The organism is Geopseudomonas sagittaria (assembly GCF_900115715.1).
In the GTDB taxonomy this organism is placed as follows: domain Bacteria; phylum Pseudomonadota; class Gammaproteobacteria; order Pseudomonadales; family Pseudomonadaceae; genus Geopseudomonas; species Geopseudomonas sagittaria.
Map to the genome: position 1 here is coordinate 201,699 of NZ_FOXM01000005.1, position 23,526 is coordinate 225,224.

A 23,526-nucleotide genomic window follows, 5' to 3' on the forward strand; every position below is an offset into this window, starting at 1 on the left:
CGGGTGGATGAAAAATATCCAGGTTTTTTTCGCCGCATGTTGCAGCGCATGATGGGCGTGCCTGGCCGTTGCCGGGCGCCTGGCGGGACTGCCGGCAGGCGGGGTGCTGCTGGTAGACTGGCGGCCATTCGTCTCGATCCACCCATTTGCGCCGGCCGCCGCCTGCGGCCGGCCCGTCAGCTCCGGACCCACCGATGAACTACCGTCACGCCTTCCACGCCGGCAACCATGCCGACGTGCTCAAGCATGCCGTCCTCTGCCGCCTGCTGAGTCTGATGGCCCGCAAGGACAAGCCCTTCGCCTACCTCGACAGCCATGCCGGCGTCGGCCTCTACGACCTGACGGGTGTGCAGGCCGGCAAGACCGGCGAGTGGCTGCAGGGCATCGCCCGGCTGTGGGTGCGCAACGACCTGCCGGCGCTGCTGGCCGACTACCGCGCGCTGGTCGGCGAGCTCAATCCCGACGGCGCGCTGCGCTACTACCCGGGCTCGCCGGAAATCGCCCGGCGCCTGACCCGCGCGCAGGATCGCGTGCTGCTCAACGAGAAGCATCCGGAGGACGGTCAGCTGCTCAAGGCCAACATGGCCGGCGATCGCCGGGTCACCGTGCATCTGGGCGAGGGCTGGCATGTGGCCAAGGCGCTGCTCCCCGTAGCGGAGAAGCGTGCGCTGCTGCTGATCGATCCGCCGTTCGAGCAGGCCGACGAGCTGGCGCGCTGCGTGGAGTCGCTGAGCACCGCCATGGCGCGCATGCGTCAGGCGGTGGTGGCGATCTGGTACCCGATCAAGGACACCCGCCAGCTCAAGCGCTTCTACCAGGATCTGGCCAAGAGCGGCGCGCCCAAGCTGCTGCGGGTCGAGCTGTGGGTCCATCCGACCGACAACCCGGCCGGCCTCAACGGCTCCGGGCTGGTCATCGCCAATCCGCCATGGCCGCTGGAGGACGAGCTGCGCGAGCTGCTGCCGTGGCTGGCGGCGCAGCTCGCGCAGAGCACGGGCGGCTGGCGGCTGGACTGGCTGATCGAGGAGAAGGCGGCCGGCTGATCAGGCCGGCAGGCACACCCCGGTGCCGCGCAGGCCGCAGTAGCCGCCGGGGTTCTTCGCCAGGTACTGCTGGTGGTAGGCCTCGGCGTAGTAGAACGGCACGTCCTGGCGGATCTCGCTGGTGACCGGGCCGTAGCCGGCGCGGGCCAGTTCGGCGGCGTAGGCCGCGGCGCTGGCGCGCGCCTCGGCCAGTTGCGCGGCGCTGCTGCAGTAGATCGCCGAACGGTACTGGGTGCCGACATCGTTGCCCTGGCGCATGCCCTGGGTCGGGTCGTGGGCCTCCCAGAACACCTTGAGCAGGGCCTTGAGGCTGGTCTGCTGCGGATCGTAGACCACCCGCACCACCTCGGTGTGTCCGGTCATGCCGGAGCACACCTCCTCGTAGGTCGGGTTGGGCGTGAAGCCGCCGGCGTAGCCCGCGGCCGTCACCCACACCCCCGGCTGCTGCCACAGGCGCCGCTCGGCGCCCCAGAAACAGCCCATGGCGAACTGCACTTCCACGAGTCCCGCGGGGAACGGCGGCTGCAGCGGATGGCCGTTCACGTAGTGCTGCTCCGGTACCGGCATCGGGCTGTCGCGCCCCGGCAGCGCCTGCTCGGCGTTGGGCAGCTCGAGCTTGTGGGCGAGGATCTGTGAGCGCAGGACCATGGCGGCCTCTCCTGAAATCGATGTGGACTGGATCGTCTAACTTGCCTGCGTACGTCGCAGGCTGCAACCGCAGGGCCGTGTCGCTGCCATCGGCAGGCTTTACCTGGACGGTCATATCCTGTTAACAGTAGGCGGCTCGTCAGGCGCCCCCCTGGAAGGGGGCTGGACTATGCTGACGACACTCTTCATGTGAACAAGGGTAATCATCATGCAATCAGGATTCATGCAGCGGCTGCGACGCGGCCTGTTGCTGGCGCTGCTCGGTGCCGCCTTGCCGGCGACGGCAGCCTCGGAGGCGTCGGTCTCCGGCGAAAGCAAGCGCGACAACCAGGGCGAGAGCGCCGACAGCATCAGTCTCGACAGCGCCGAGCAGGGTCGCTATCTGGCCGAACTGAAGCGCCTGTATCCGGGCAAGGCGCCGCGCAAGGCGCTGCTCGAGCACTGCAACCGCCTGCTGGAAAGCTACGCACTGCGCGGCGGCTACCGGGTCGGCGAGGTCAGCCCCGACGACCTGCTCTACCAGTTGAGCGTGATTGCCGACGGCACGCTGAACGTGCGCGAGGAAACCCGCAGCGCCGACGGCAGCCGCATGGCGGTGCGCAACCAGCCGGTCGAGCTGTTCGGTGTCGATCCGTTCGTGCGCTACGAGTGCCCCAGCCGCGGGCCGGCCTGCCAGGTGCTCAACCCCAAGGACGGCACGCCGCTGCTGACCCTGGTGCGCGACCACACCGGGGTGGCCGAACTGGCCAAGGCGCTGAGCTTCCTGATCCGCGACCTGCAGAAGGGCTGAGTTTTTCCCGGGCAGCAAAACAACAACCCCGCCAGCTGGCGGGGTTGTCGTTTATGCGGCGGACGTGCGCGGCGCTTACAGCAGCAGCGAACGGATCTCCGCCAGCAGGTCGGCCAGGCGGCGGGTGAAGCGTGCCGCGGCGGCGCCGTTGATCACCCGGTGATCGTAGGACAGCGACAGCGGTAGCATCAGCTTGGGCTGGAACGCCTTGCCGTCCCACACCGGCTGCATGCTCGCCTTGGACACGCCGAGGATCGCCACCTCCGGCGCGTTGACGATCGGCGTGAAGCCGGTGCCGCCAATGTGGCCGAGGCTGGAGATGGTGAAGCAGGCGCCCTGCATGTCGTCGGCGGAGAGCTTCTTGGTGCGCGCCTTCTCCGCCAGTTCGGCGGCCTCGGCGGACAGCTGCAGCAGGCTCTTCTGATCGACGTTCTTGATCACCGGCACCAGCAGGCCGTCCGGGGTGTCCACGGCGAAGCCGATGTGCACGTACTTCTTGCGGATCAGCGCCTTGCCGCTCGGCGCCAGCGAACTGTTGAAGTCCGGCAGCTCGCGCAGCACGTGGGCGCAGGCCTTGAGCAGGAACGGCAGCACGGTCAGCTTGACCCCGGCCTTCTCGGCCGCGGCCTTCTGCGCCACGCGGAAGGCTTCCAGCTCGCTGATGTCGGCCGACTCGAACTGGGTCACGTGCGGCACGTTGAGCCAGCTGCGGTGCAGGTTGGCGGCGCCGACCTGCATCAGGCGGGTCATCGCCACTTCCTCGATTTCGCCGAAGCGGCTGAAGTCGATTTCCGGAATCGGCGGGATGCCGGCACCGCCGATCGCGCCGGCTGCCGGGGCGGCCTTGGCTTTCTGCATCATCGCCTTGACGTAGACCTGCACGTCTTCCTTGAGCACCCGGCCTTTCGGGCCGCTGGCCGGGACGTCGCTCAGCTCGACGCCGAACTCGCGGGCCAGCATGCGCACGGCCGGACCGGCGTGCACCTTGCCGCCCTTGCTGCTCGGCGCGCTGGCCGGAGCAGCCGCTTTGGCCGGTTCGGCGGCTGCCGGGGACGCTGCCGCAGGAGCAGCGGCCGGAGCCGGAGCAGCGGCGGGCGCGGCGGCCACGGCGGCGGCTGCCGGCACGGCGCCGGCCACGCGCAGGGTGAGGATCAGTTCGCCGGTGCCGACCTCGTCGTTGAGCTTGACCGCCACGCTGTCGACGGTGCCGGCCTGCGGGCAGGGGATTTCCATGCTCGCCTTGTCCGACTCCAGTACCAGCAGCGATTGGTCGGCTTCGACCACGTCACCGGCCTTGACCAGCAGCTCGATGATGCGGGCCTTGCCGGCCGAGCCGATGTCCGGCACGTGCACCGGCTGCAGGCTCTCGGCTGCTGCAGCGGCTGGAGCCGCGGCGGCAGGGGCGGGCTCGGCGGCCACGGGCGCGGCAGCCGGAGCAGCGGTCGGCGTTTCGGCGGCCGAGGGAGCCGCAGCGGCGGCGCCCTCGGCTTCCAGCTCGAGCAGGTCGTCGCCGGTCTTCAGCTTGTCGCCCAGCTTGACCTTCAGGCTCTTGATCACCCCGGCCCGGGGGGCGGGGATTTCCATGCTGGCCTTGTCGGATTCCAGGGTCAGCAGGCTCTGGTCGGCGTCGATACGGTCGCCGACCTTGACCAGCAGTTCGATCACTTCACCTTCGCCGCTGCCGATATCGGGTACGCGAATCAATTCACTCATCGCCTAGCTCCTCAGCAATCCAGCGGGTTGGCTTTGTTGGTATCGATGCCGAACTTGGCAATCGCCTCGGCGACCAGGGTGCGCTCGATCTCGCCACGGTCGGCCAGGGCCTCCAGCGCGGTCAGCACCACCCAGTAGCGGTCCACCTCGAAGAAGTGGCGCAGTTTCTTGCGGCTGTCGCTGCGGCCGAAGCCGTCGGTGCCGAGCACCTTGTACTCCTTGACCGGCACCCACTGGCGGATCTGGTCGGCGAACAGCTTCATGTAGTCGGTGGAGGCGACCACCGGGCCCTTGCGCTCGGACAGGCACTGCTCGACGTAGGTCAGCTGCGGCTTCTGCTCCGGGTGCAGGCGGTTGCGGCGCTCCACGGCCAGGCCTTCGCGACGCAGTTCGTTGAAGCTGGTCACGCTCCATACGTCGGCGCCGATGTTGTAGTCCTCGCGGAGGATCTTCGCCGCCTCGCGGACTTCGCGCAGGATGGTGCCGGAGCCGAGCAGCTGGACGTGGCAGGCCGCGTCGCGCTGGTCTTCCTCGAGCAGGTACATGCCCTTGATGATGCCGTCCTCGCTGCCGGCCGGCATGGCCGGTTGGGCATAGGCTTCGTTCATCGCGGTGATGTAGTAGAAGACGCTCTGCTGCTCTTCGGTCATCTGGCGGATGCCTTCGCGGATGATCACCGCCATCTCGTAGGCATAGGCCGGATCGTAGCTGCGGCAGTTGGGGATGGTCGAGGCGAGGATGTGGCTGTGACCGTCCTCGTGCTGCAGGCCTTCGCCGTTGAGGGTGGTGCGCCCGGCGGTGCCGCCGATCAGGAAGCCGCGCGCACGGCTGTCGCCGGCCGCCCAGGCCAGGTCGCCGATGCGCTGGAAGCCGAACATCGAGTAGAACACGTAGAACGGCAGCATGGGCTGGTTGTGGTTGCTGTAGGCAGTCGCCGCGGCAATCCAGCTGGACATGGCGCCAGCCTCGTTGATGCCTTCCTCGAGGATCTGGCCCTTCTTGTCCTCGCGATAGAACATCACCTGGTCCTTGTCCACCGGCTGGTACAGCTGGCCGACCGAGGAGTAGATGCCGAGCTGGCGGAACATGCCTTCCATGCCGAAGGTGCGCGCCTCGTCGGGGATGATCGGCACGATGCGGCTACCGAGATCCTTGTCCTTGACCAGCTGCGAGAGGATGCGCACGAAGGCCATGGTGGTGGAGATTTCGCGCTCGCCGGTGCCGTCGAGGATCGCCTTGAGGGTTTCCAGCGGCGGAGTCGGGATGCTGAAACTCTTGCTGCGACGCTGCGGCACGAAACCGCCGAGCTTCTCGCGGCTCTTCAGCATGTACTTCATTTCCGGGCTGTCGGCAGCCGGCCGGTAGAACGGCAGGCTTTCCAGCTGGTCGTCCGGAATCGGGATGCCGAAGCTGTCGCGGAAGGCCTTGAGGCTCTCCAGGTCGACCTTCTTGACGTTGTGGGTGATGTTCTGCGCCTGGCCGGCGCCGGTGCCGTAGCCCTTGATGGTCTTGGCCAGCACCACGGTCGGCTGGCCGGTGTGGTTGACCGCCTGATGGTAGGCCGCATAGACCTTGAACGGGTCGTGGCCGCCGCGGTTGAGCTTCCAGATCTCCTCGTCGGAGAGGTCCTTGACCATCTCCAGCAGTTCCGGGCGCGCGCCGAAGAAGTGCTCGCGGACGAAGGCGCCGTTGTTGGCCTTGTAGTTCTGGTACTCGCCGTCGACCACCTCGTCCATGCGCTTTTGCAGCAGGCCCTTGGTGTCCTTGGCGAACAGCGGGTCCCACATGCGGCCCCAGATCACCTTGACCACGTTCCAGTCGGCACCGCGGAACACGCCTTCGAGTTCCTGGATGATCTTGCCGTTGCCGCGCACCGGGCCGTCGAGGCGCTGCAGGTTGCAGTTGACCACGAAGATCAGGTTGTCGAGCTTCTCGCGGCCGGCCAGGGCGATGGCGCCGAGGGATTCCGGCTCGTCGGTCTCGCCGTCGCCGAGGAAGCACCAGACCTTCTGCTTGCCGGCGGGAATGAAGCCGCGGTGCTCCAGGTACTTCATGAAGCGCGCCTGGTAGATCGCCTGGATCGGACCCAGACCCATCGACACGGTGGGGAACTGCCAGAAGTCCGGCATCAGCCACGGGTGCGGGTAGGAGGACAGGCCGCCGCCGTCCACCTCCTGGCGGAAGTTGTTCATCTGCTCTTCGCTGATGCGCCCTTCGAGGAAGGCGCGGGCGTAGACGCCGGGGGAGGCGTGGCCCTGGAAGTAGATCAGGTCGCCGCCGTGCTCTTCGGTCGGCGCCTTGAAGAAGTAGTTGAAGCCGATGTCGTACAGGGTCGCGCTGGAGGCGAAGGTGGAGATGTGGCCACCCAGGTCCGGGTCCTTCTTGTTCGCGCGCATCACCGTGGCCAGGGCGTTCCAGCGGATCAGCGAGCGGATGCGCCGTTCCATGAACAGGTCGCCCGGCATGCGTGCCTCGTGGGTCACCGGGATGGTGTTGCGGTACGGCGTGGTGATGGCGTAGGGCAGCTGGGTGCCGGTGCGCGAGGCCTGTTCGCCCATGCGGGTCAGCAGGTACTGGGCGCGGCTTTCACCTTCACGATCGAGGACGGACTCCAGGGCGTCCAGCCATTCCTGGGTTTCGACGGGATCGAGATCTTGCATGGCTTGCTCCAGGGCGGAAAGGCTTCCAGAATCGGTTGCCAGATATAAAGTGCAGCCGGACTTGTGGGCGGCTGCAGCGAATTTTGTGTTTGTCGGGCTCGTGCTGTTGCAGCGTCCCCCGTACCGGGGGTGTCCCGGTCGCGCTTGTAGTTTTACTACATATCTGCGGCAAATGCAGCACCCTACGACAAACGTTCAGTAGCAAAACTACAGCGCTGACGACGGCCGCCAAGGCGCATTAAGGATAGACCATGAGCCTTCCCTCCCTGACTGATCTGCCGATGGAACTGCATGCGCTGGTCGACCACGCCCGGCAGACCTTCCAGTCGCGCCTCGACGAGGCCGGGCGGCATGCGCTGGCCGCCTGGCCGCCCGCGCGCCACGCGGCGCTGGCGCGGGTGCTGGCCGCCAGCGACTTCGTCGCCGAGCAGGCCGCGCGCGATGCGCAGATGCTCCTCGAGCTGGCCGCCAGTGGCGAGCTGGAGCGCAGCCTGGCCGCCGGCGAGCTGCGCGGGCAGCTGCAGCAGACGCTGGCCGATTGCGCCAGCGAGGACGATCTGGCGCGCCGCCTGCGCCGCTACCGCAACCGCCAGCAGGCGCGGATCATCTGGCGCGACGTCAACCGCCTGGCCGACCTGGCCGAGACCTGCCGCGACCTGTCCGAGCTGGCCGACGCCAGCATTGACCTGGCCTACCACTGGCTGTACGCGCGGCTGTGCGAGCAGTCCGGCACGCCGATCGGCGGACGCAGCGGCGAGCCGCAGCACCTGGTGGTGCTCGGCATGGGCAAGCTCGGCGCCTTCGAGCTCAACCTGTCCTCGGACATCGACCTGATCTTCGCCTATCCCGAGGGCGGCGAGACCGTCGGCGCGCGCCGGCCGCTGGACAACCAGGAGTTCTTCACCCGCCTGGGCCAGAAGCTGATCAAGGCGCTGGACGCGGTCACCGTCGACGGCTTCGCGTTCCGCGTCGACATGCGCCTGCGCCCCTACGGCTCCAGCGGCCCGCTGGTGTACAGCTTCAACGCCATGGAGCAGTACTACCAGGACCAGGGCCGCGACTGGGAGCGCTACGCGATGATCAAGGCGCGCGTGGTGGCCGGCGACCAGGCCGCCGGCGCGCAGCTGCAGCAGATGCTGCGGCCGTTCGTCTACCGCCGCTATCTGGACTTCTCGGCCATCGAGGCGCTGCGCACCATGAAGCAGCTGATCCAGCAGGAGGTGCGCCGCAAGGGCATGACCGAGAACATCAAGCTCGGCGCCGGCGGCATCCGCGAGGTGGAGTTCATCGCCCAGGCCTTCCAGCTGATCCACGGCGGCCGCGACCTCAGCCTGCAGCAGCGGCCGCTGCTCAAGGTGCTCGCCACCCTGGCCGGCCAGGGCTACCTGCCGCCGGCGGTGGTCGACGAGCTGACCGCGGGCTACCGCTTCCTGCGCTACCTGGAGCACGCCCTGCAAGCCATCGCCGACCGCCAGACGCAGATGCTCCCCGACGGCGAGCTGGAGCGCGCGCGGGTGGCCTTCATCATGGGCTTCGATGGCTGGAATGCGCTGCTCGACCGCCTGGCCTACTGGCGCGGGCGCGTCGACTTCCACTTCCGCCAGGTGATTGCCGATCCCGAGGACGAGGCCGGCGCCAATCTGGCCGGCGCCGGCGACGAGTGGCTGCCGTTGTGGCAGAACGCCCTGGAGGCGGACGCCGCCCAGCACCAGCTGATCGAGGCCGGCTTCATTGATGGCGCGACGGCCTGGCAGCGCATCGAGGGCCTGCAGCACAGCTCCTCGGTGCGCGCCATGCAGCGCCTGAGCCGCGAGCGCCTGGACGCCTTCATGCCCCGCCTGCTGGCGGCCATGGTCGCCCACGGCCATCCGGACCTGCTGCTCGAGCGCCTGCTGCCGCTGGTCGAGGCGGTGGCGCGGCGCTCGGCCTATCTGGTGCTGCTCAGCGAGAACCCCGGCGCGCTGGAGCGCCTGCTGACCCTGTGCGCGGCCAGCCCGTGGGTCGCCGAGCAGATCGCGCGCTTTCCGCTGCTGCTCGACGAGCTGCTCAACGAGGGGCGGCTGTACAGCCCGCCGGGCAAGGCCGAGCTGACCGCCGAGCTGCGCGAGCGGCTGACCCGCATCCCCGAGGACGACCTCGAGCAGCAGATGGAGGCGCTGCGCCACTTCAAGCTGGCCCACGGCCTGCGCGTGGCGGCCTCGGAGATCGCCGGCAGCCTGCCGCTGATGAAGGTGTCCGACTACCTGACCTGGCTGGCCGAGGCGATTCTCGAGCAGGTCCTGCAGCTGGCCTGGCGCCAGGTCGGCCAGAAGCACGGCTACCCGCGCCGCGCCGACGGCAGCGTGGCCAGCGAGGCGGACTTCATCATCGTCGGCTACGGCAAGGTCGGCGGCATCGAACTGGGCCACAGCTCCGACCTCGACCTGGTGTTCGTCCACAGCGGCGACCAGCAGACCGAGACCGACGGCGCCAAGCCGATCGACAGCGCGCAGTTCTACACCCGCCTGGGCCAGCGCATCATCCACCTGCTCACCGCGCAGACCGCCTCGGGTGCGCTGTACGAGGTCGACATGCGCCTGCGCCCCTCCGGCGTGTCCGGCCTCTTGGCCAGCTCGCTGGCGGCCTTCGAGCGCTACCAGGAAAGCGAGGCGTGGACCTGGGAGCACCAGGCGCTGGTGCGCGCCCGCAAGCTGACCGGCTCCGATCGGGTGGCCGAGCAGTTCGAGCAGATCCGCGCCCGGGTGCTCGGCCGCGAGCGCGATGGCGCCGCGTTGCGCGGCGAAGTCAGCGAGATGCGCGCCAAGATGCGCGACAATCTCGGCACCAAGAGCACCGCCGGCGGCACCGCGCCAGAGGCGTTCGCGGCGGCGGCGACCTTCAATCTCAAGCACGATGCCGGTGGTATCGTCGATATCGAATTTATGGTGCAATATGCCGTTCTCGCCTGGTCGCGGCAGTACCCCGAACTGCTGCGTTTCACCGACAACATCCGCATTCTGGAAGGGTTGGAGCAGGCTGGCCTGATCGCGAGCTCCGACGTCCGACTCCTGCAGGAGGCCTACAAGGCCTATCGAGCAGCCGCCCACCGCCTGGCCTTGCAGAAACAGGCCGGCGTCGTTGGCGGAGACCACTTCCATGAGGAACGCCGCGGCGTGATGCGGATCTGGCGCGAGTTGGGGCTGGCCTGAGTCGCCCCGAAGCAAACACGAATTCTTGAAGGAGCTGGCAAATTATGTCGATGGCCGATCGTGATGGCGTTATCTGGTATGACGGTGAACTGGTGCAGTGGCGCGAGGCCAACACCCATGTGCTGACCCACAGCCTGCACTACGGCATGGGTGTGTTCGAGGGCGTGCGCGCCTACAACACCCCGGATGGCACCGCGATCTTCCGTCTGCAGGCGCACACCGATCGCCTGTTCGACTCCGCCCACATCATGGGCATGAAGATCCCCTACACCAAGGACGAGATCAACGAGGCCACCCGCGCCGCGGTGCGCGAGAACGGTCTGGAGAGCGCCTACATCCGCCCGCTGGCCTTCTACGGCTCGGAAGGCATGGGCATCCGCGCCGACAACCTGAAGGTGCACGTGGTCATCGCCGCCTGGCACTGGGGCGCCTACATGGGCGACGAGGCGCTGGAAACCGGCATCAAGATCCGCACCAGCTCGTTCACCCGCCACCACGTGAACATCTCGATGACCCGCGCCAAGGCCAGCGGTCACTACATCAACTCGATGCTGGCCCTGCAGGAAGCCGTGTCCGCCGGCGCCGACGAGGCCCTGCTGCTGGATCCGGAAGGCTACGTGGCCGAGGGTTCGGGCGAGAACGTGTTCATCGTCAAGGACGGCGTGATCTACACCCCCGAGGTGACCGCCTGCCTGAACGGCATCACCCGCAACACCGTGCTGACCCTGGCGCGCGAGCAGGGCGTCGAGATCGTCGAGAAGCGCATCACCCGCGACGAGGTGTACATCGCCGACGAGGCCTTCTTCACCGGCACCGCCGCCGAAGTGACCCCGATCCGCGAACTGGACGGCCGCCAGATCGGTGCCGGCCGCCGTGGCCCGGTCACCGAGAAGCTGCAGAAGGCCTACTTCGACCTGGTCACCGGCAAGACCGCGGCCCACGCCGAGTGGCGCACCCTGGTCAAGTAAGCACGCTCCGGATCCGCGTAGGGTGGGTTAGGCCGCAGGCCGTAACCCACCATCCGGTCCGCAGGGCCGGCCACCATCTGGTGGGTTACGCCGCTGGCGCGGCTAACCCACCCTACGGCCCGTCCCAACTACGACCAGACGAATTCCTATGAATATCCTGATCATTGGCCCCAGCTGGGTCGGCGACATGGTGATGGCGCAGACGCTGTTCCAGTGTCTCAAACAGCGCCATCCCGACTGCCAAATCGACGTGCTGGCCCCCGAGTGGAGCCGGCCGATCCTCGAGCGCATGCCCGAAGTGCGTCAGGCGCTGAGCTTCCCGTTCGGCCATGGCGTGCTCGACCTCGCCGGTCGCCGCCGTATCGGCAAGTCGCTGGCCGGCCAGTACGACCAGGCCATCCTGCTGCCCAACTCGCTGAAGTCCGCGCTGGTGCCGTTCTTCGCCGGCATCCCGACGCGCACCGGCTGGCGCGGCGAGATGCGCTACGGCCTGCTCAATGACATCCGCAGGCTGGACGAACAGCGCTACCCGCTGATGATCGAGCGTTTCATGGCCCTGGCCTATGCGCCGGGCGCCGCATTGCCCAGGCCCTATCCGCGTCCGCAGTTGCAGATCGACCCGCAGAGCCGCGAGGCGGCGCTGGCCAAGTTCGGCCTGAGCCTCGACCGTCCGGTGCTGGCGCTGTGCCCCGGCGCCGAATTCGGTGAGGCCAAGCGCTGGCCGGCCGCGCACTACGCCGCGGTGGCCGACGCCAAGATCCGCGCCGGCTGGCAGGTCTGGCTGTTCGGCTCGAAGAACGACCATCCGGTCGGCGAGGCGATCCGCGACGAACTGATCCCCGGCCTGGAGGAGGAGGCGGTCAACCTCGCCGGCGAAACCAGCCTGGCCGAGGCCATCGACCTGCTGTCCTGCGCCAGCGCCGTGGTGTCCAACGACTCCGGGCTGATGCACGTGGCCGCCGCGCTGGACCGCCCGCTGGTGGCGGTATACGGCTCCACCTCGCCGCAGTTCACCCCGCCGCTGGCCGAGCAGGTGGAGATCGTCCGCCTCGGCCTGGACTGCAGTCCGTGTTTCGAGCGCACCTGCCGCTTCGGCCACTACAACTGCCTGCGCGACCTGCCGCCGCAGCCGGTGCTCGATGCGCTGCACAAGCTGGCCGGCGATCCGCTGGTCGACCCGCTGCCGCTGGAGCACTGAGTGCGCGTCCTGCTGATCAAGACCTCGTCGCTGGGCGACGTCATCCATACCCTGCCGGCGCTCACCGACGCCATGCGCGCGATCCCCGGCATCCGTTTCGACTGGGTGGTGGAGGAAGGCTTCGCCGAGATTCCGCGCTGGCACCCGGCGGTGGAGCGGGTGATCCCGGTGGCCCTGCGCCGCTGGCGCAAGAACCTGTGGAGCACCCTCTGCGGCGGCGAATGGCGGCAGTTCAAGGCGCGCCTCAACGAGCAGCGCTACGACCTGGTGATCGACGCCCAGGGCTTGCTGAAGAGCGCCTTCCTGACCCGCTACGTCCCGGCCCCGGTCGCCGGGCTGGACCGTGCCAGCGCCCGCGAGCCGCTGGCCAGCCGCTTCTACGCGCGCGGCTACAGCGTGCCCTGGGGCATGCACGCGGTGGAGCGGGTGCGCCAGCTGTTCGCCCAGGCGCTCGGCTATGCGCTGCCCACCGGCCCCGGCGACTACGCGCTGGACCGCCAGCGCCTGCTGGCCGGACGTGTTGATGAGCCCTACCTGCTGTTCCTGCATGGCACCACCTGGACCACCAAGCACTGGCCGGAGCGCTACTGGCGCGAGCTGGCCGAACGGCTCGGTGCCCAGGGCTGGGCGATCCGCCTGCCGTGGGGCAACGCCGAGGAGCTGGCGCGTGCCGAGCGCATCGCCGCCGGCCTGGCGCACGTCAGCGTGCTGCCCAAGCTGAATCTGGCCGGCGTCGCCGCCGAGCTGGCCGGTGCGCGCGCCTGCGTGGCGGTGGACACCGGCCTCGGCCATCTGGCCGCGGCGCTGGATGTGCCGACCATTTCCCTCTACGGCCCGACCAATCCGGGCTACACCGGGGCCTACGGGCGCGGCCAGGTGCACCTGGCCAGCGACTTCCCCTGCGCGCCCTGCCTGAAGAAGACCTGCGCCTACCAGCCCACGGCCGAGGACCGCCAGCGCTTCGATCTGACTACCGAGCAGCCGCTGTGCTTCACCCGCCTCAGCCCCATGCGCGTGGCGGGCGAGCTGCAGGCCCTGCTGGCGGAGAGAATCGCCTGATGCAACTGGCCTTCGTGCTCTACAAGTACTTCCCCTACGGCGGCCTGCAGCGCGACTTCCTGCGCATCGCCCTCGAATGCCAGCGCCGCGGCCACGCCATCCGCGTCTACACGCCGATCTGGGAGGGCGAGGTGCCGGCGGGCTTCGACGTGCGCGTGGCGCCGATCAAGGCCTGGTTCAATCACCATCGCAACGAGAAGTTCAGCGCCTGGCTGGCGGCCGATCTGGACCGCGACCCGGTCGACCGGGTGGTCGGCTTCAACAAGATGCCGGGGCTCGACGTCTACTACGCCGCCGACGGCTGCTTTGAAGACAAGGCGCAGACCCTGCGCAACCCGCTGTACCGCTTCAGCAAGCGCTACAAGCACTTCGCCGCCTACGAGCGCGCGGTGTTCGCCGCCGAGTCGAACACCGAGATCCTGATGATCTCCGAGGTGCAGCAGCCGCTGTTCGTCAAGCACTACGCCACCCCGGCCGCGCGCTTCCACCTGCTGCCGCCGGGCATCGCCGCGGACCGCCGCGCGCCGGCCAATGCCGCGGCGATCCGCGCCGAGTTCCGCCGCGAATTCCAGCTGGCCGACGACGATCTCTTGCTGGTGCAGATCGGCTCGGGCTTCAAGACCAAGGGTCTGGATCGCAGCCTCAAGGCGCTGGCCAGCCTGCCGCGCGAACTGAAGCGGCGCACCCGGTTGATCGCCATCGGCCAGGACGACCCCAAGCCGTTCCTCCTGCAGGTCAGGGCGCTCGGCCTGTCCGAGCAGGTACAGATCCTCAAGGGGCGCAGCGACATCCCGCGCTTTTTGCTCGGCGCCGACCTGCTGATCCATCCGGCCTACAACGAGAACACCGGCACCGTGCTGCTCGAGGCGCTGGTCTCCGGCCTGCCGGTGCTGGTCAGCGACGTCTGCGGCTACGCCCACTACATCAGCGACGCCGACTGCGGCCGGGTCGTGCCGAGTCCGTTTGCCCAGGAGCAACTCAACCGCATGCTGGCCGAGATGCTTGCCGATGACGCGGCGCGGGCCCGCTGGGCCGCCAACGGCCTGGCCTATGCCGACCGCGCCGACCTGTACTCGATGCCGCAGCGTGCGGCCGACGTGATCCTCGGGGAGGGCGCATGCGCCTGATGCTCGCAGAGCCGTTCAAGAGCCTGTGGGCCGGTCGTGACGCCTTCGCCGAGGTCGAGCGCCTCGACGGCCAGGTCTACCGCGAGCTGGAAGGTCGCCGCACCCTGCGCACCGAGATCAAAGGGCGCGGCTACTTCGTCAAGATCCACCGCGGCATCGGCTGGGGCGAGATCGTCAAGAACCTGCTCAGCGCCAAGCTGCCGGTGCTTGGCGCCGCCCAGGAGTGGACCGCCATCCAGCGCCTCACCGCGGCCGGCGTGCCGACCATGACCGCGGTGGCCTTCGGCGAGCGTGGCCGCAATCCCGCTGCGCAGCACTCGTTCATCGTCACCGAGGAGCTGGCGCCCACCGTCAGCCTGGAAGACTTCAGCCGCGACTGGCGCGCGACGCCGCCCGATCCGCGCCTCAAGCGCGCACTGATCCAGCGGGTCGCCGCGATGCTCGGCGCCATGCACCGCGCCGGGGTCAACCACCGCGACTGCTACATCTGCCACTTCCTGCTGCATACCGACCAGCCGGTGACGGCGGACGATTTTCGCCTGTCGGTGATCGACCTGCACCGCGCGCAGACCCGCGCCGCCGTGCCGACCCGCTGGCGCAACAAGGATCTCGCCGCGCTGTACTTCTCCGCGCTGGAGATCGGTCTGACCCGCCGCGACCTGCTGCGCTTTCTCAAGGCCTATTTCCAGCGCCCGCTGCGCGACATCCTGCGCGACGAGGCCGTCCTGCTGGGCTGGCTGGAGCGCAAGGCGGCCAGACTGCATGCCCGTTACCTGCGCAAGTACGCGCCAGGGGCCTCGGCGTGAGCGGCTGGCAACTGGCGGCCGATCTGCCCGCGGCGGCGCAGGAGGTGTTTGCCGATCTGGATCGGGTATTCGCCCTCGAGGGCGAGTGGATCGCCGGCGACCAGATGTCCAAGGTGCTGCGCGTCGCGGTCAATGGGCGGCGCTACTACGTCAAGCAGTACTGGGGCGCCGGCAAGGGCCTGCGTCGCTGGCTGGGCCGGCCGCGGGTCAAGGCCGAGTGGCAGAACCTGCGCCTGTTCGCCAAGTGGGGCATTCCCACCGCCCCGGTGGTGGCCTGGGGACTGGAGCGCCGTTTCGGCTGCTTCGCCCGCGGCGCCTTGATCACCGCCGAGCTGGCGGACACCGAGGATCTCGCTGCGCTGGCGCGCAACCACGACCCGCGCCTGCAGCAGCGCGACTGGCTGGACAAGGTCAGCCGCCAGCTGGCCGAAGTCACCCGGCTGATGCACCAGCACGGCTTTGCCCACAACGACCTGAAGTGGCGCAACCTGCTGGTCGATGAGGGCGGCGACCTCTACCTGATCGACTGCCCGACCGGCAGCTTCTGGTGGGGGCCGCTGCTCGACTACCGGATCATCAAGGACCTCGCCTGCCTGGACAAGGTGGCCAAGTACCACCTGCCGCGCACCCGGCGCCTGCGCTTCTATCTGCAGTACCGCGGACGCCAGCGGCTGTCGGCCAACGACAAGCGGCGCGTGCGCAAGATTCTGGCCTTCTTCGAGGGCCGCGAGTGAAGGGGGGGGAGCGCATGCGCTTGAGCGAACTAGCCCAGGCCGGGCGCAGCCCGGCGCTGCCGCTGACCGTCGAGTTGCCGTCCGGCCAGTTGCGCCTGCTCAGCCTGCTGCGCGTGCTGCCCGGCCAGCGCTACGTCGGCGAAGCCGAGTGGCAGGGCCGTCGCGTGCTGGCCAAGCTGCTGGTCGGCCCCAGGGCCGAGCGCCATCACACCCGCGAGCGCGATGGCGCGCGTCTGCTGCGCGAACAGGGCCTGAACACCCCGCAGTTGCTGACCGAGGGTTTGGCGGCGGGCGAGGGCGGCTGGCTGCTGTTCGAGTTTCTCGACGCGGCGGTCAGCTTGGGCGGCGTCTGGCAGGCCGTGGCCGAGCAGCCGCTGCTGTCCGCCGCGCAGGAGGCGGTGCTGGCCGAGGCGCTCGGCGCCATCGGCCGTCTGCACGCGCGCGGCCTGTGGCAGGACGACCTGCACCTGGACAACCTGCTGCGCTGTGCCGGCCAGCTGTACCTGATCGATGGCGGCGGCATCCGTGCGCAACTGGCCGGCCAGCCGCTGGCCCGCGCGCAGGCGCTGCAGAATCTCGGCGTGTTCTTCGCCCAGCTGCCGGCCGAACTGGAGCCGTTCATCGACCAGCTGCTGGTCCACTACCGTCAGGCCAATCCCGCGCACGCGCTGAGCGCCCAGGATCTGCGCGCACCGTTGGCCCAGGTGCGCCGCTGGCGGCTGCGCGACTACCTGAGCAAGCTCGGTCGCGACTGCAGCCTGTTCAGCGTGCAGCGCAGTCGCGACGAGCTGCGCATCGTCCGCCGCGACCAGGCAGCGCTGCTGGCGCCGCTGCTGGGCGACTTGGATGCGGCCATCGCGGCCGGCGTATTGCTCAAGCAGGGCGGCAGCGCCACTGTGGCGCGCATCGAGCTGGCCGGCCGGCCGCTGGTGATCAAGCGCTACAACATCAAGGGGGTCGCGCACTGGCTCAAGCGCTGCTGGCGCCCCAGTCGCGCCTGGCACAGCTGGGTCGAGGGCAATCGCCTGGATTTCCTCGGCATCGCCACCCCGCAGCCGCTGGCCATGCTGGAAAGCCGCCGCTTCGGCCTGCGCGGGCGCGCCTGGCTGATTACCGAGCATGCCGCCGGAGAGGATATACTCCGCCGATTCGCGCGCGATGGCAGTCGTCTGCCGCCCGAAAACGAGCTGCAGGCGCTGGATCGACTGTTCGCCGCGCTGCTGCGCGAGCGCATCGGGCATGGCGACCTCAAGGGCACCAACCTGCTCTGGCAGGACGGCCGCTGGGCGCTGATCGACCTCGACGCCATGCGCCAGCACCGTTGCCCGCGGCGTTTTGCCCGCGCCTACGCGAAAGACCGCGCACGCTTTCTGCGCAACTGGCCGGCCGACTCGGCCCTGTACCGGTTGCTCGACGAACGTTTACCGCGGGTGCCCGGCACCCGCCCTGAATAGATAGAGGGAAACATCTGTGGCTCTGACCGTTCTCGGCCTTTCCGGCGCCCTCAGCCATGACCCGTCCGCGGCGCTGTACATCGACGGCAAGCTGATCGCCGCCGTCGAAGAAGAGCGCTTCGTGCGCGACAAGCACGCAAAGAACCGCATGCCCTACGAGTCGGCCAAGTTCTGCCTGGAGCAGGCCGGGATCACGCCGGCCGACGTCGACGTGGTGGCGATTCCCTTCGCGCCGATCAGCATCTTCGAGAAGGCCCGCTGGCAGTATGCCAAGCGCTACGCCTACGCGCCGGACCGCGCCCTCGACGCCATCCTGTTCGGCAACCGCCGCTACTACCGCTACAAGAAGCGCATCCAGTGGTGCCTGCAGCAGCTCGGCTTCGACCTCAAGAAGGTCAAGCTCGAGCCGGTCGAGCACCACCTGGCGCACGCCTCCAGCGCCTACCACTGCTCCGGCTTCACCGAGAAGACCGCGATCATGGGCATCGACGGCAAGGGCGAGTACGCCACCACCTTCTTCGGCTGGGGCGAGAACGGCAAGATCCACAAGATCAAGGAGTTCTACGACCCGGATTCGCTGGGCGGCCTGTACGGCGCGATCACCGAGTACCTCGGCTTCGAGATGCTCGACGGCGAGTTCAAGGTGATGGGCATGGCGCCCTACGGCGACGCGGCCAAGTACGACTTCTCGCGGCTGGCCAAGTTCGAGAACGGCGAGCTGGTGATCAACACCGAGTACGCCAACGTCATCGGCTTCCGCCGCTACAAGGAAAACGGCAAGGGCTACTACTTCTCGCCCAAGCTGATCGAGTGGCTGGGGCCCAAGCGCGAAGGCGACATCGCCGACGATCCGTACATCCACTACGCCGCCAGCATGCAGGCGCTGTTCGAGAAGCTGGCGCTTGAGATGATGGACTACTACCTGGGCGACATCATCAAGCAGACCGGCAAGATCGCCTTCGCCGGCGGCTGTGCGCTGAACGTCAAGCTCAACCAGAAGATCATCGCCCGCGACGAGGTCAAGGAGCTGTTCGTCCAGCCGGCCTCCGGCGACGCCGGCACCGCGGTCGGCGCCGCCGCCTACGTGTCGGTGGCCCGCGGCGTGCCGGTGGAGAAGATGGAACACGTCTACCTCGGCCCGGCCTACTCCAACGAGGACGTGATCGCCGCCTGCGCCCGCCATCCGAAGCAGCCGGTGTTCAAGCGCATCAACAACACCGCCGAGCGCATCGCCAAAATCATGGTCGACGGCAACCCGGTGGCCTGGTTCCAGGGCCGCATGGAGTTCGGCCCGCGCGCCCTCGGCGGCCGCTCGATCATCGGCTGCCCGAGCGCGGCTGGCGTGGCCGATCGCATCAACGAGCAGATCAAGTTCCGCGAGCGCTGGAGGCCGTTCTGCCCGTCGATGCTCGACACCGTGGCACCGAAGATGCTCAAGGTCGACCATCCGTCGCCGTTCATGACCTTTACCTTCGAGGTCAACGAGGAGTGGAAGAGCCGTGTACCGGAAGTGGTCCACGAAGACGGCACCTCGCGCGCCCAGGTCCTCGAGCGCCGCCACAACCCGCGCTGGTACGACCTGATGGTCGAGCTGGAGAAGCTCACCGGCAACGGCGTGTCGCTGAACACCTCGCTCAACCGCCGCGGCGAGCCGATGGTCTGCTCGCCCACCGACGCGCTGAACATGTTCTTCGGCTCCGACCTGCAGTACCTGATCATGGAGGACATTCTGGTGGTCAAGGACGGGGTGGATGGGTATGACACGGTCTGAGACGCTGATCAGCGTCGTCATTCCGGCGTACAACTACGCCCGACTGTTGCCGCGTGCTGTCGAGTCGGTATTGCCACAGCTGACCGACAGCTGCGAGCTGCTGGTCGTCGACGACGGTTCGACCGATGACACGCCGCAGGTGCTGAACGCCTTGCAGGCCCAGTACCCGGGGCGCTTCCGCGCGATTCGCAAGACGAACGGCGGCGCCTCGTCGGCGCGCAACCTGGGGATCCGCGAAAGCCGCGGTCAGTATCTGGTGTTTCTCGACGCCGACGACGAACTGGCCGCCGACGCCCTGGCGGCCCTGAGCGTCCATCTGCGCGAGCAGCCGCAGACCCGTGTGGTTCTCGCCGGACACTGGGCGGTTTCGGCGGACGGCAAGCGTCGCCTGCACACCCCCGCCGCCCTGCCGGACGATCCCCTGCAACGCCTGCGCGCCTACCTGCTGGACAAGCGCATCGCCGTTTCTCACGGCGCCTGCGCCATGCATCGCGAGGTTTTCGCGCGCGGCGACTATCCGGAGGCATTTCGCAGCGCCGAGGACATTCCGGTGTTTGCTCAGGCGCTGGCCAACTACCCCTGCACGGCGCTGGAGCAGCCCCTGGCGTTGATCCACAAGCACGACGACAGCCTGCGCCACCAGTTCAGCCACGCCAAGGCGGGTGGGCTGGCGCTGGTCGACGAGGTGTTTTCGCCGCAGCGGCTGGGGCGCGAGTTTCAGGGGCTGAGGGACGCGTTCTATGTGCAACGCTGTCTGTCGCTGTTTCGCAGTGCCTGGCTGGCTGGTGACGTCGATGCGGCCAAGGGGTACTTCCGTGCGGCGCTGAAGCAGGACTGGCGCGTGCTGCTGAAAGGTTCCTATGTGCGCAAGGCGTTACGGCTGTGGCTGGGGCGTCGGCCATGACGCGCAAGGTCAAGGTGCTGCAGTTGCAGAACCGCTACAACGTCAACGCCTCCGATCTGGCCGAGCAGGTGATCCAGGGATTGCCGGCTGAGCGTTACGAGGTGACCACGGCCTTCCTGCGCGGGCGGCCGGGGCCTGGAGAACCGGTCAGTCGGGCCGCCCGTTCGGTCTACTTCGGCTTCAGCCAGGGCGCCACCAAGGGGCTGCGCCTGGGGGTGCTCTGGGCGCTCTACAAACACTGTCGGGCCGAGCGCTACGACGCAGTGATCGTGCACCGCTTCAAGCCGATCAATGCTCTGATGCTGCTGAATCGCTGGCTGCGGATTCCTGCCTGCATCGGCGTGCTGCACGGCCTTGGTGAATACGACCGCGCCTACCGGCGCTGGGAACTGCGCCGGCTGCTCAGTCCGGTCTGGCGTCTGGTTGGCGTGTCGCGCGCGGTGCGTGACGACCTGCTGAACTGCGGCGCTGGACTCACAGCCGACACCGTTCGACAGATCAACAATGCCATCGATATCGCCCGTGCCGAGCAACTGCAGCACCCACGCCAGCATGCCCGCGAGTTGCTCGGCCTGTCCGCGGACGACTTCGTCTTCGGCACCATCGGCCGGCTGGTGCCGGTGAAAGGGCACATCCACCTGATCGAGGCCTTTGCCCGAATCAAGGACGAATACCCGAGCGCGACACTGGCGATCATTGGCGAGGGGCGCTCGCGTGGCGAGCTGGAGGCGGCGATCGAGCGGCACGGCCTGCAGGAACGTGTTCGCCTGCTGGGCGCGAAGGAGGATGCCCTGCAGTACGTGCGGGCGTTCGATGTCTTCGTCATGCCGTCCCTCAGCGAGGGTTTGCCCCTGGCGCTGCTCGAAGGCATGAGCGGGCATCTGCCGGTGATCGGTTCGGACATCGATAGCCTGCGGCCGATTCTCGAGGACTGCGGCGGGCGCATCTTCCCGGTCGGCCAGCCGCAGGCGCTGGCCGAGCGCCTACGCGAGGTGCTGGCGCTGTCCCCCGCCCAGCGTATGGAAGAGGGTGAACGGGCCTATGCCTATCTGTGTCGAGCGCATGCCATCGAAGATTTCCGCCGGCAGTACCGCGAATTGCTGGACGAGCTGCAGGCCGGGAGAGGCTGAAATGAGCGAACAACCGCTGGTCAGCGTGATCATCGCTTCCTACAACCACGGGCCCTACATCGAAGCGAGCATTCTCAGCGTGCTGGAGCAGAGCTATCCGCACATCGAGCTGCTGGTGGTGGACGATGGCTCCAGGGACGACAGTGTCGAGCGAATCCGCAAGCTGCAGGAGCGCTACGATTTCGACTTTCGCGTGCAGGCCAACCAGGGGTTGGCCAGAACCCTGAACGACTGTATCGCTCGCGCCCAGGGCAGCCTGATTGCACCGTTCGGCTCCGACGACATCATGCTGCCGGAGCGTATCGCCCTACAGGTGGCCTACCTGCAGGGCAAGCCGGAGGTGGGCATCTGTGCCGGCAACATCGAGCAGATCGATGGCAGCGGCAACCCCTTGGTCAAGCGCAATCGCGATCGGCCGTTCCGGCGCCTGGATTTTGAGGGCATGTTCAACTCCGACCAGGCTGGACCGCCCGCACCGACCTTGCTGTTCCGGCGCGAGGCTCTGGAGAAAGTCGGCGGCTTCGATCCCGAGATCAAACTCGAGGATCTGCTGATCGAGTTGAAGATCGCCCGCGCCGGCTATTTCATCGATGTGCTGGGCGAGGTATTGGCCAAGTACCGGGTACATGACACCAACACCTACAAGAACCGCCGCTTCATGATCGACAACGTGCTGAAGACCTATGCGCAATTCAGCGATCATCCGGCCTATCCGCAGGTCTGCGCCCGCTTCGTCAACTCGATGTTGCTCAAGTGCGCCAGTCAGGACAAGCCACTGGCCCGCGAACTGCTCGGGCAGCTGCCGCTGCGTTACTGGAACGGCAAGACCCTGCGGGCCCTAGGGCGTCTATTGCTGACTCGCTGAGCGGGTGCACACATAGTCGAGGAATGCGGCGATGTCCGGCGAACAGAGCAGGTGGGCCACGGCACGGACCTCGCTCTCCGGCCAGTCCCACCAGGCGCTGGCCAGCAGCGCCTGACACTGTTCCTCAGGGAAGCGCCAACGCACGTGCTGGGCAGGGTTGCCAGCCACCACGGAGTAGGGGGCTACGTCGCGGCTGACCACGCTGCCGTTGGCAACGACTGCGCCGTGTCCGATGCTGACGCCCGACAGGATGATGCTGTTGGAGCAGATCCAGACGTCGCTGCCGATCATCACATCGCCGCGAGTGCCGCCGTAGTCCGGTATCTGCGCCGCTTCCTCGACGAAGGCCGGGAAGGGGAAGCTGCTCACCCAGTCGATGCGGTGTTGCCCGCCCAGGTAGATCTGCACGTTGCCGGCGATCGAGCTGTAGGAGCCGATGCGCAGCGTCGAGCCTTCGTTCCAGTCATGCACTTCGGGCATGCCATAGGTGCCGACGCCAATGCGGTACTGCGGATAGCGTTCGCGGAATTTTTCCTGGGCCCGGTGCAGTTTTGGCGGCTTGGGCGGCTTGCGCAGCAGATGCGATAGCCGATTCAGCAATGAATTCATCAGTGTTCTCCCGGCCCCTGCAGCCGACACAATGCCCGCGCCAGTCGGTCTGCGGGTCCTTGCCCACAATACTGGGCGTAACCGCTCAACAGGCTCTGGCGATGCAGAACGGTCAGCCAGTGGCTGTCCTCGGCATAGCGCAGCATGTGCTGCAGATTGCGTTGGCGTTTCCAGCGAGGCAGAGGCCGTCCGCTGATCTGCATGTCCGACAAGTCGATCAGGCCGAACCTGTCGTCGGGCAAGGTCAGCACGTTGCCCAGATGCAGGGAGCGGAAGTACACACCGAACTCGTGCAACTGGCCGAGAAAGGCACCGAAGCGTTGCACCTCGCCAGCCCGCTGTTCGTCATCCAAGCTGCGCCAGTGGTTGCGCAGGGTGTCACCAGGTAACGGCTGGTAGCGCACGCCGTTCAGCTGGCGGCTCGGCACTTGCAGTGTCTCGACGATGAACGGCGCCGGAATATCGAGCTGGCGCAGACGCTCGGCGTTGGCGGCGAAACGGCGCGCCGGGGGGGCCCACAGGGCGGAGCTGAGCAGGCGTTTGCGCCGATACAGCTTTAGGTAGTCGCCATTGGCAAGGCAGGCAACCTTTATGCCGTAACCGTCCTCCTCAATGACTCGCGCACCCTGCAAGAGTGCGTTGAGGTTGTCTTCGTTCAGGTTTTTCATCAACCAGTCTGTTCCAGGCTTTTTCGTATGCACAGGCTTGCGATCAGTGCTAGTGGGATCCAGGTCAGAAACCAGCTCTCATGTGGGCGGGTTAGCACAATGGGCATCGTGTGGTGCTCTATGGCTCTGTATCATGTCGCCGCTTTCGTTGAGGGGTAGGACGATTTCCTGTTGTGCCAAGGATGCAGCTT

Annotated in this window: 19 protein-coding genes; 14 read left to right on the forward strand and 5 right to left on the reverse strand. The window is 67.6% G+C overall.

What is annotated here, in order from left to right:
* Nucleotides 1-194: 194 nt before the first annotated feature.
* Entirely contained in the window at nucleotides 195-1,043 is an 849-nt protein-coding gene (locus tag BM297_RS08450) for a 23S rRNA (adenine(2030)-N(6))-methyltransferase RlmJ (RefSeq protein WP_092430197.1), read from the forward strand.
* Here BM297_RS08450 and msrA read toward each other — a convergent pair whose 3' ends face one another.
* Nucleotides 1,044-1,691, reverse strand: coding sequence for a peptide-methionine (S)-S-oxide reductase MsrA (gene msrA, locus BM297_RS08455; RefSeq protein WP_092430199.1), 648 nt, complete (start codon nucleotides 1,689-1,691; stop codon nucleotides 1,044-1,046).
* 208 nt (nucleotides 1,692-1,899) lie between these two features.
* Here msrA and BM297_RS08460 point away from each other — a divergent pair, with 208 nt between their 5' ends.
* Nucleotides 1,900-2,481 carry a hypothetical protein gene (locus BM297_RS08460; RefSeq protein WP_245768231.1) on the forward strand — a complete coding sequence of 194 codons (582 nt, stop codon included), beginning with the start codon at nucleotides 1,900-1,902 and terminating at the stop codon, nucleotides 2,479-2,481.
* Nucleotides 2,482-2,556: 75 nt separating this feature from the next.
* Here the strand turns inward: BM297_RS08460 and aceF are convergent, their stop codons facing one another.
* The gene (aceF, locus tag BM297_RS08465) at nucleotides 2,557-4,194 is read right to left on the reverse strand and encodes a dihydrolipoyllysine-residue acetyltransferase (RefSeq protein ID WP_092430201.1); all 1,638 of its coding nucleotides are present in this window, start codon (nucleotides 4,192-4,194) and stop codon (nucleotides 2,557-2,559) included.
* A gap of 11 nt (nucleotides 4,195-4,205) precedes the next feature.
* Nucleotides 4,206-6,854, reverse strand: coding sequence for a pyruvate dehydrogenase (acetyl-transferring), homodimeric type (gene aceE, locus BM297_RS08470; RefSeq protein WP_092430203.1), 2,649 nt, complete (start codon nucleotides 6,852-6,854; stop codon nucleotides 4,206-4,208).
* Nucleotides 6,855-7,105: 251 nt separating this feature from the next.
* On the opposite strand from aceE, the gene glnE reads away from it, so the two are divergent.
* The 12 genes from glnE to BM297_RS08530 all read left to right on the forward strand — a co-directional run bounded on the left by glnE (nucleotide 7,106) and on the right by BM297_RS08530 (nucleotide 22,058).
* Entirely contained in the window at nucleotides 7,106-10,042 is a 2,937-nt protein-coding gene (gene glnE / locus BM297_RS08475) for a bifunctional [glutamate--ammonia ligase]-adenylyl-L-tyrosine phosphorylase/[glutamate--ammonia-ligase] adenylyltransferase (RefSeq protein ID WP_092430205.1), read from the forward strand.
* A gap of 44 nt (nucleotides 10,043-10,086) precedes the next feature.
* Nucleotides 10,087-11,010 (forward strand): branched-chain amino acid transaminase, encoded by a 924-nt coding sequence (locus tag BM297_RS08480; protein WP_092430207.1) that lies wholly within the window; start codon nucleotides 10,087-10,089, stop codon nucleotides 11,008-11,010.
* A 148-nt stretch (nucleotides 11,011-11,158) separates the two neighbouring features.
* Nucleotides 11,159-12,208, forward strand: coding sequence for a lipopolysaccharide heptosyltransferase II (gene waaF, locus BM297_RS08485; protein ID WP_092430209.1), 1,050 nt, complete (start codon nucleotides 11,159-11,161; stop codon nucleotides 12,206-12,208).
* On the forward strand, nucleotides 12,209-13,267 hold the full coding sequence (gene waaC, locus BM297_RS08490; RefSeq protein WP_092430211.1) for a lipopolysaccharide heptosyltransferase I: 1,059 nt from the start codon (nucleotides 12,209-12,211) through the stop codon (nucleotides 13,265-13,267). It abuts the gene before it with no gap.
* Entirely contained in the window at nucleotides 13,267-14,394 is a 1,128-nt protein-coding gene (locus tag BM297_RS08495) for a glycosyltransferase family 4 protein (RefSeq protein ID WP_092430213.1), read from the forward strand. Before waaC ends, BM297_RS08495 begins: the two co-directional genes overlap by 1 nt.
* Complete coding sequence (gene rfaP / locus BM297_RS08500) at nucleotides 14,385-15,200, forward strand: lipopolysaccharide core heptose(I) kinase RfaP (RefSeq protein WP_092430215.1); 816 nt, start codon at nucleotides 14,385-14,387, stop codon at nucleotides 15,198-15,200. Before BM297_RS08495 ends, rfaP begins: the two co-directional genes overlap by 10 nt.
* On the forward strand, nucleotides 15,197-15,934 hold the full coding sequence (locus BM297_RS08505; RefSeq protein ID WP_092430217.1) for a lipopolysaccharide kinase InaA family protein: 738 nt from the start codon (nucleotides 15,197-15,199) through the stop codon (nucleotides 15,932-15,934). The genes rfaP and BM297_RS08505 overlap by 4 nt, the downstream gene beginning before the upstream one ends.
* 14 nt (nucleotides 15,935-15,948) lie before the next feature.
* Nucleotides 15,949-17,388, forward strand: coding sequence for a lipopolysaccharide kinase InaA family protein (locus BM297_RS08510; RefSeq protein WP_092430219.1), 1,440 nt, complete (start codon nucleotides 15,949-15,951; stop codon nucleotides 17,386-17,388).
* Nucleotides 17,389-17,404: 16 nt separating this feature from the next.
* Nucleotides 17,405-19,159: a carbamoyltransferase family protein gene (locus tag BM297_RS08515; RefSeq protein WP_092430221.1), complete on the forward strand. Its 1,755-nt coding sequence runs from the start codon at nucleotides 17,405-17,407 to the stop codon at nucleotides 19,157-19,159.
* Nucleotides 19,146-20,063 (forward strand): glycosyltransferase family 2 protein, encoded by a 918-nt coding sequence (locus BM297_RS08520; protein WP_092430223.1) that lies wholly within the window; start codon nucleotides 19,146-19,148, stop codon nucleotides 20,061-20,063. The genes BM297_RS08515 and BM297_RS08520 overlap by 14 nt, the downstream gene beginning before the upstream one ends.
* Nucleotides 20,060-21,193, forward strand: a complete 1,134-nt coding sequence (locus BM297_RS08525; protein WP_092430225.1) for a glycosyltransferase — start codon at nucleotides 20,060-20,062, stop codon at nucleotides 21,191-21,193. Before BM297_RS08520 ends, BM297_RS08525 begins: the two co-directional genes overlap by 4 nt.
* A gap of 1 nt (nucleotide 21,194) precedes the next feature.
* Complete coding sequence (locus tag BM297_RS08530; RefSeq protein WP_092430227.1) at nucleotides 21,195-22,058, forward strand: glycosyltransferase; 864 nt, start codon at nucleotides 21,195-21,197, stop codon at nucleotides 22,056-22,058.
* On the opposite strand, the gene BM297_RS08535 is transcribed toward BM297_RS08530, so the two are convergent.
* Together BM297_RS08535 and BM297_RS08540 are read right to left on the reverse strand one after the other, a co-directional pair.
* Nucleotides 22,041-22,667: a CatB-related O-acetyltransferase gene (locus BM297_RS08535; RefSeq protein WP_092430229.1), complete on the reverse strand. Its 627-nt coding sequence runs from the start codon at nucleotides 22,665-22,667 to the stop codon at nucleotides 22,041-22,043. The genes BM297_RS08530 and BM297_RS08535 overlap by 18 nt on opposite strands.
* Nucleotides 22,667-23,335 carry a lipopolysaccharide kinase InaA family protein gene (locus BM297_RS08540; RefSeq protein ID WP_092430231.1) on the reverse strand — a complete coding sequence of 223 codons (669 nt, stop codon included), beginning with the start codon at nucleotides 23,333-23,335 and terminating at the stop codon, nucleotides 22,667-22,669. The genes BM297_RS08535 and BM297_RS08540 overlap by 1 nt, the downstream gene beginning before the upstream one ends.
* Between the last annotated feature and the right edge of the window lie 191 nt (nucleotides 23,336-23,526).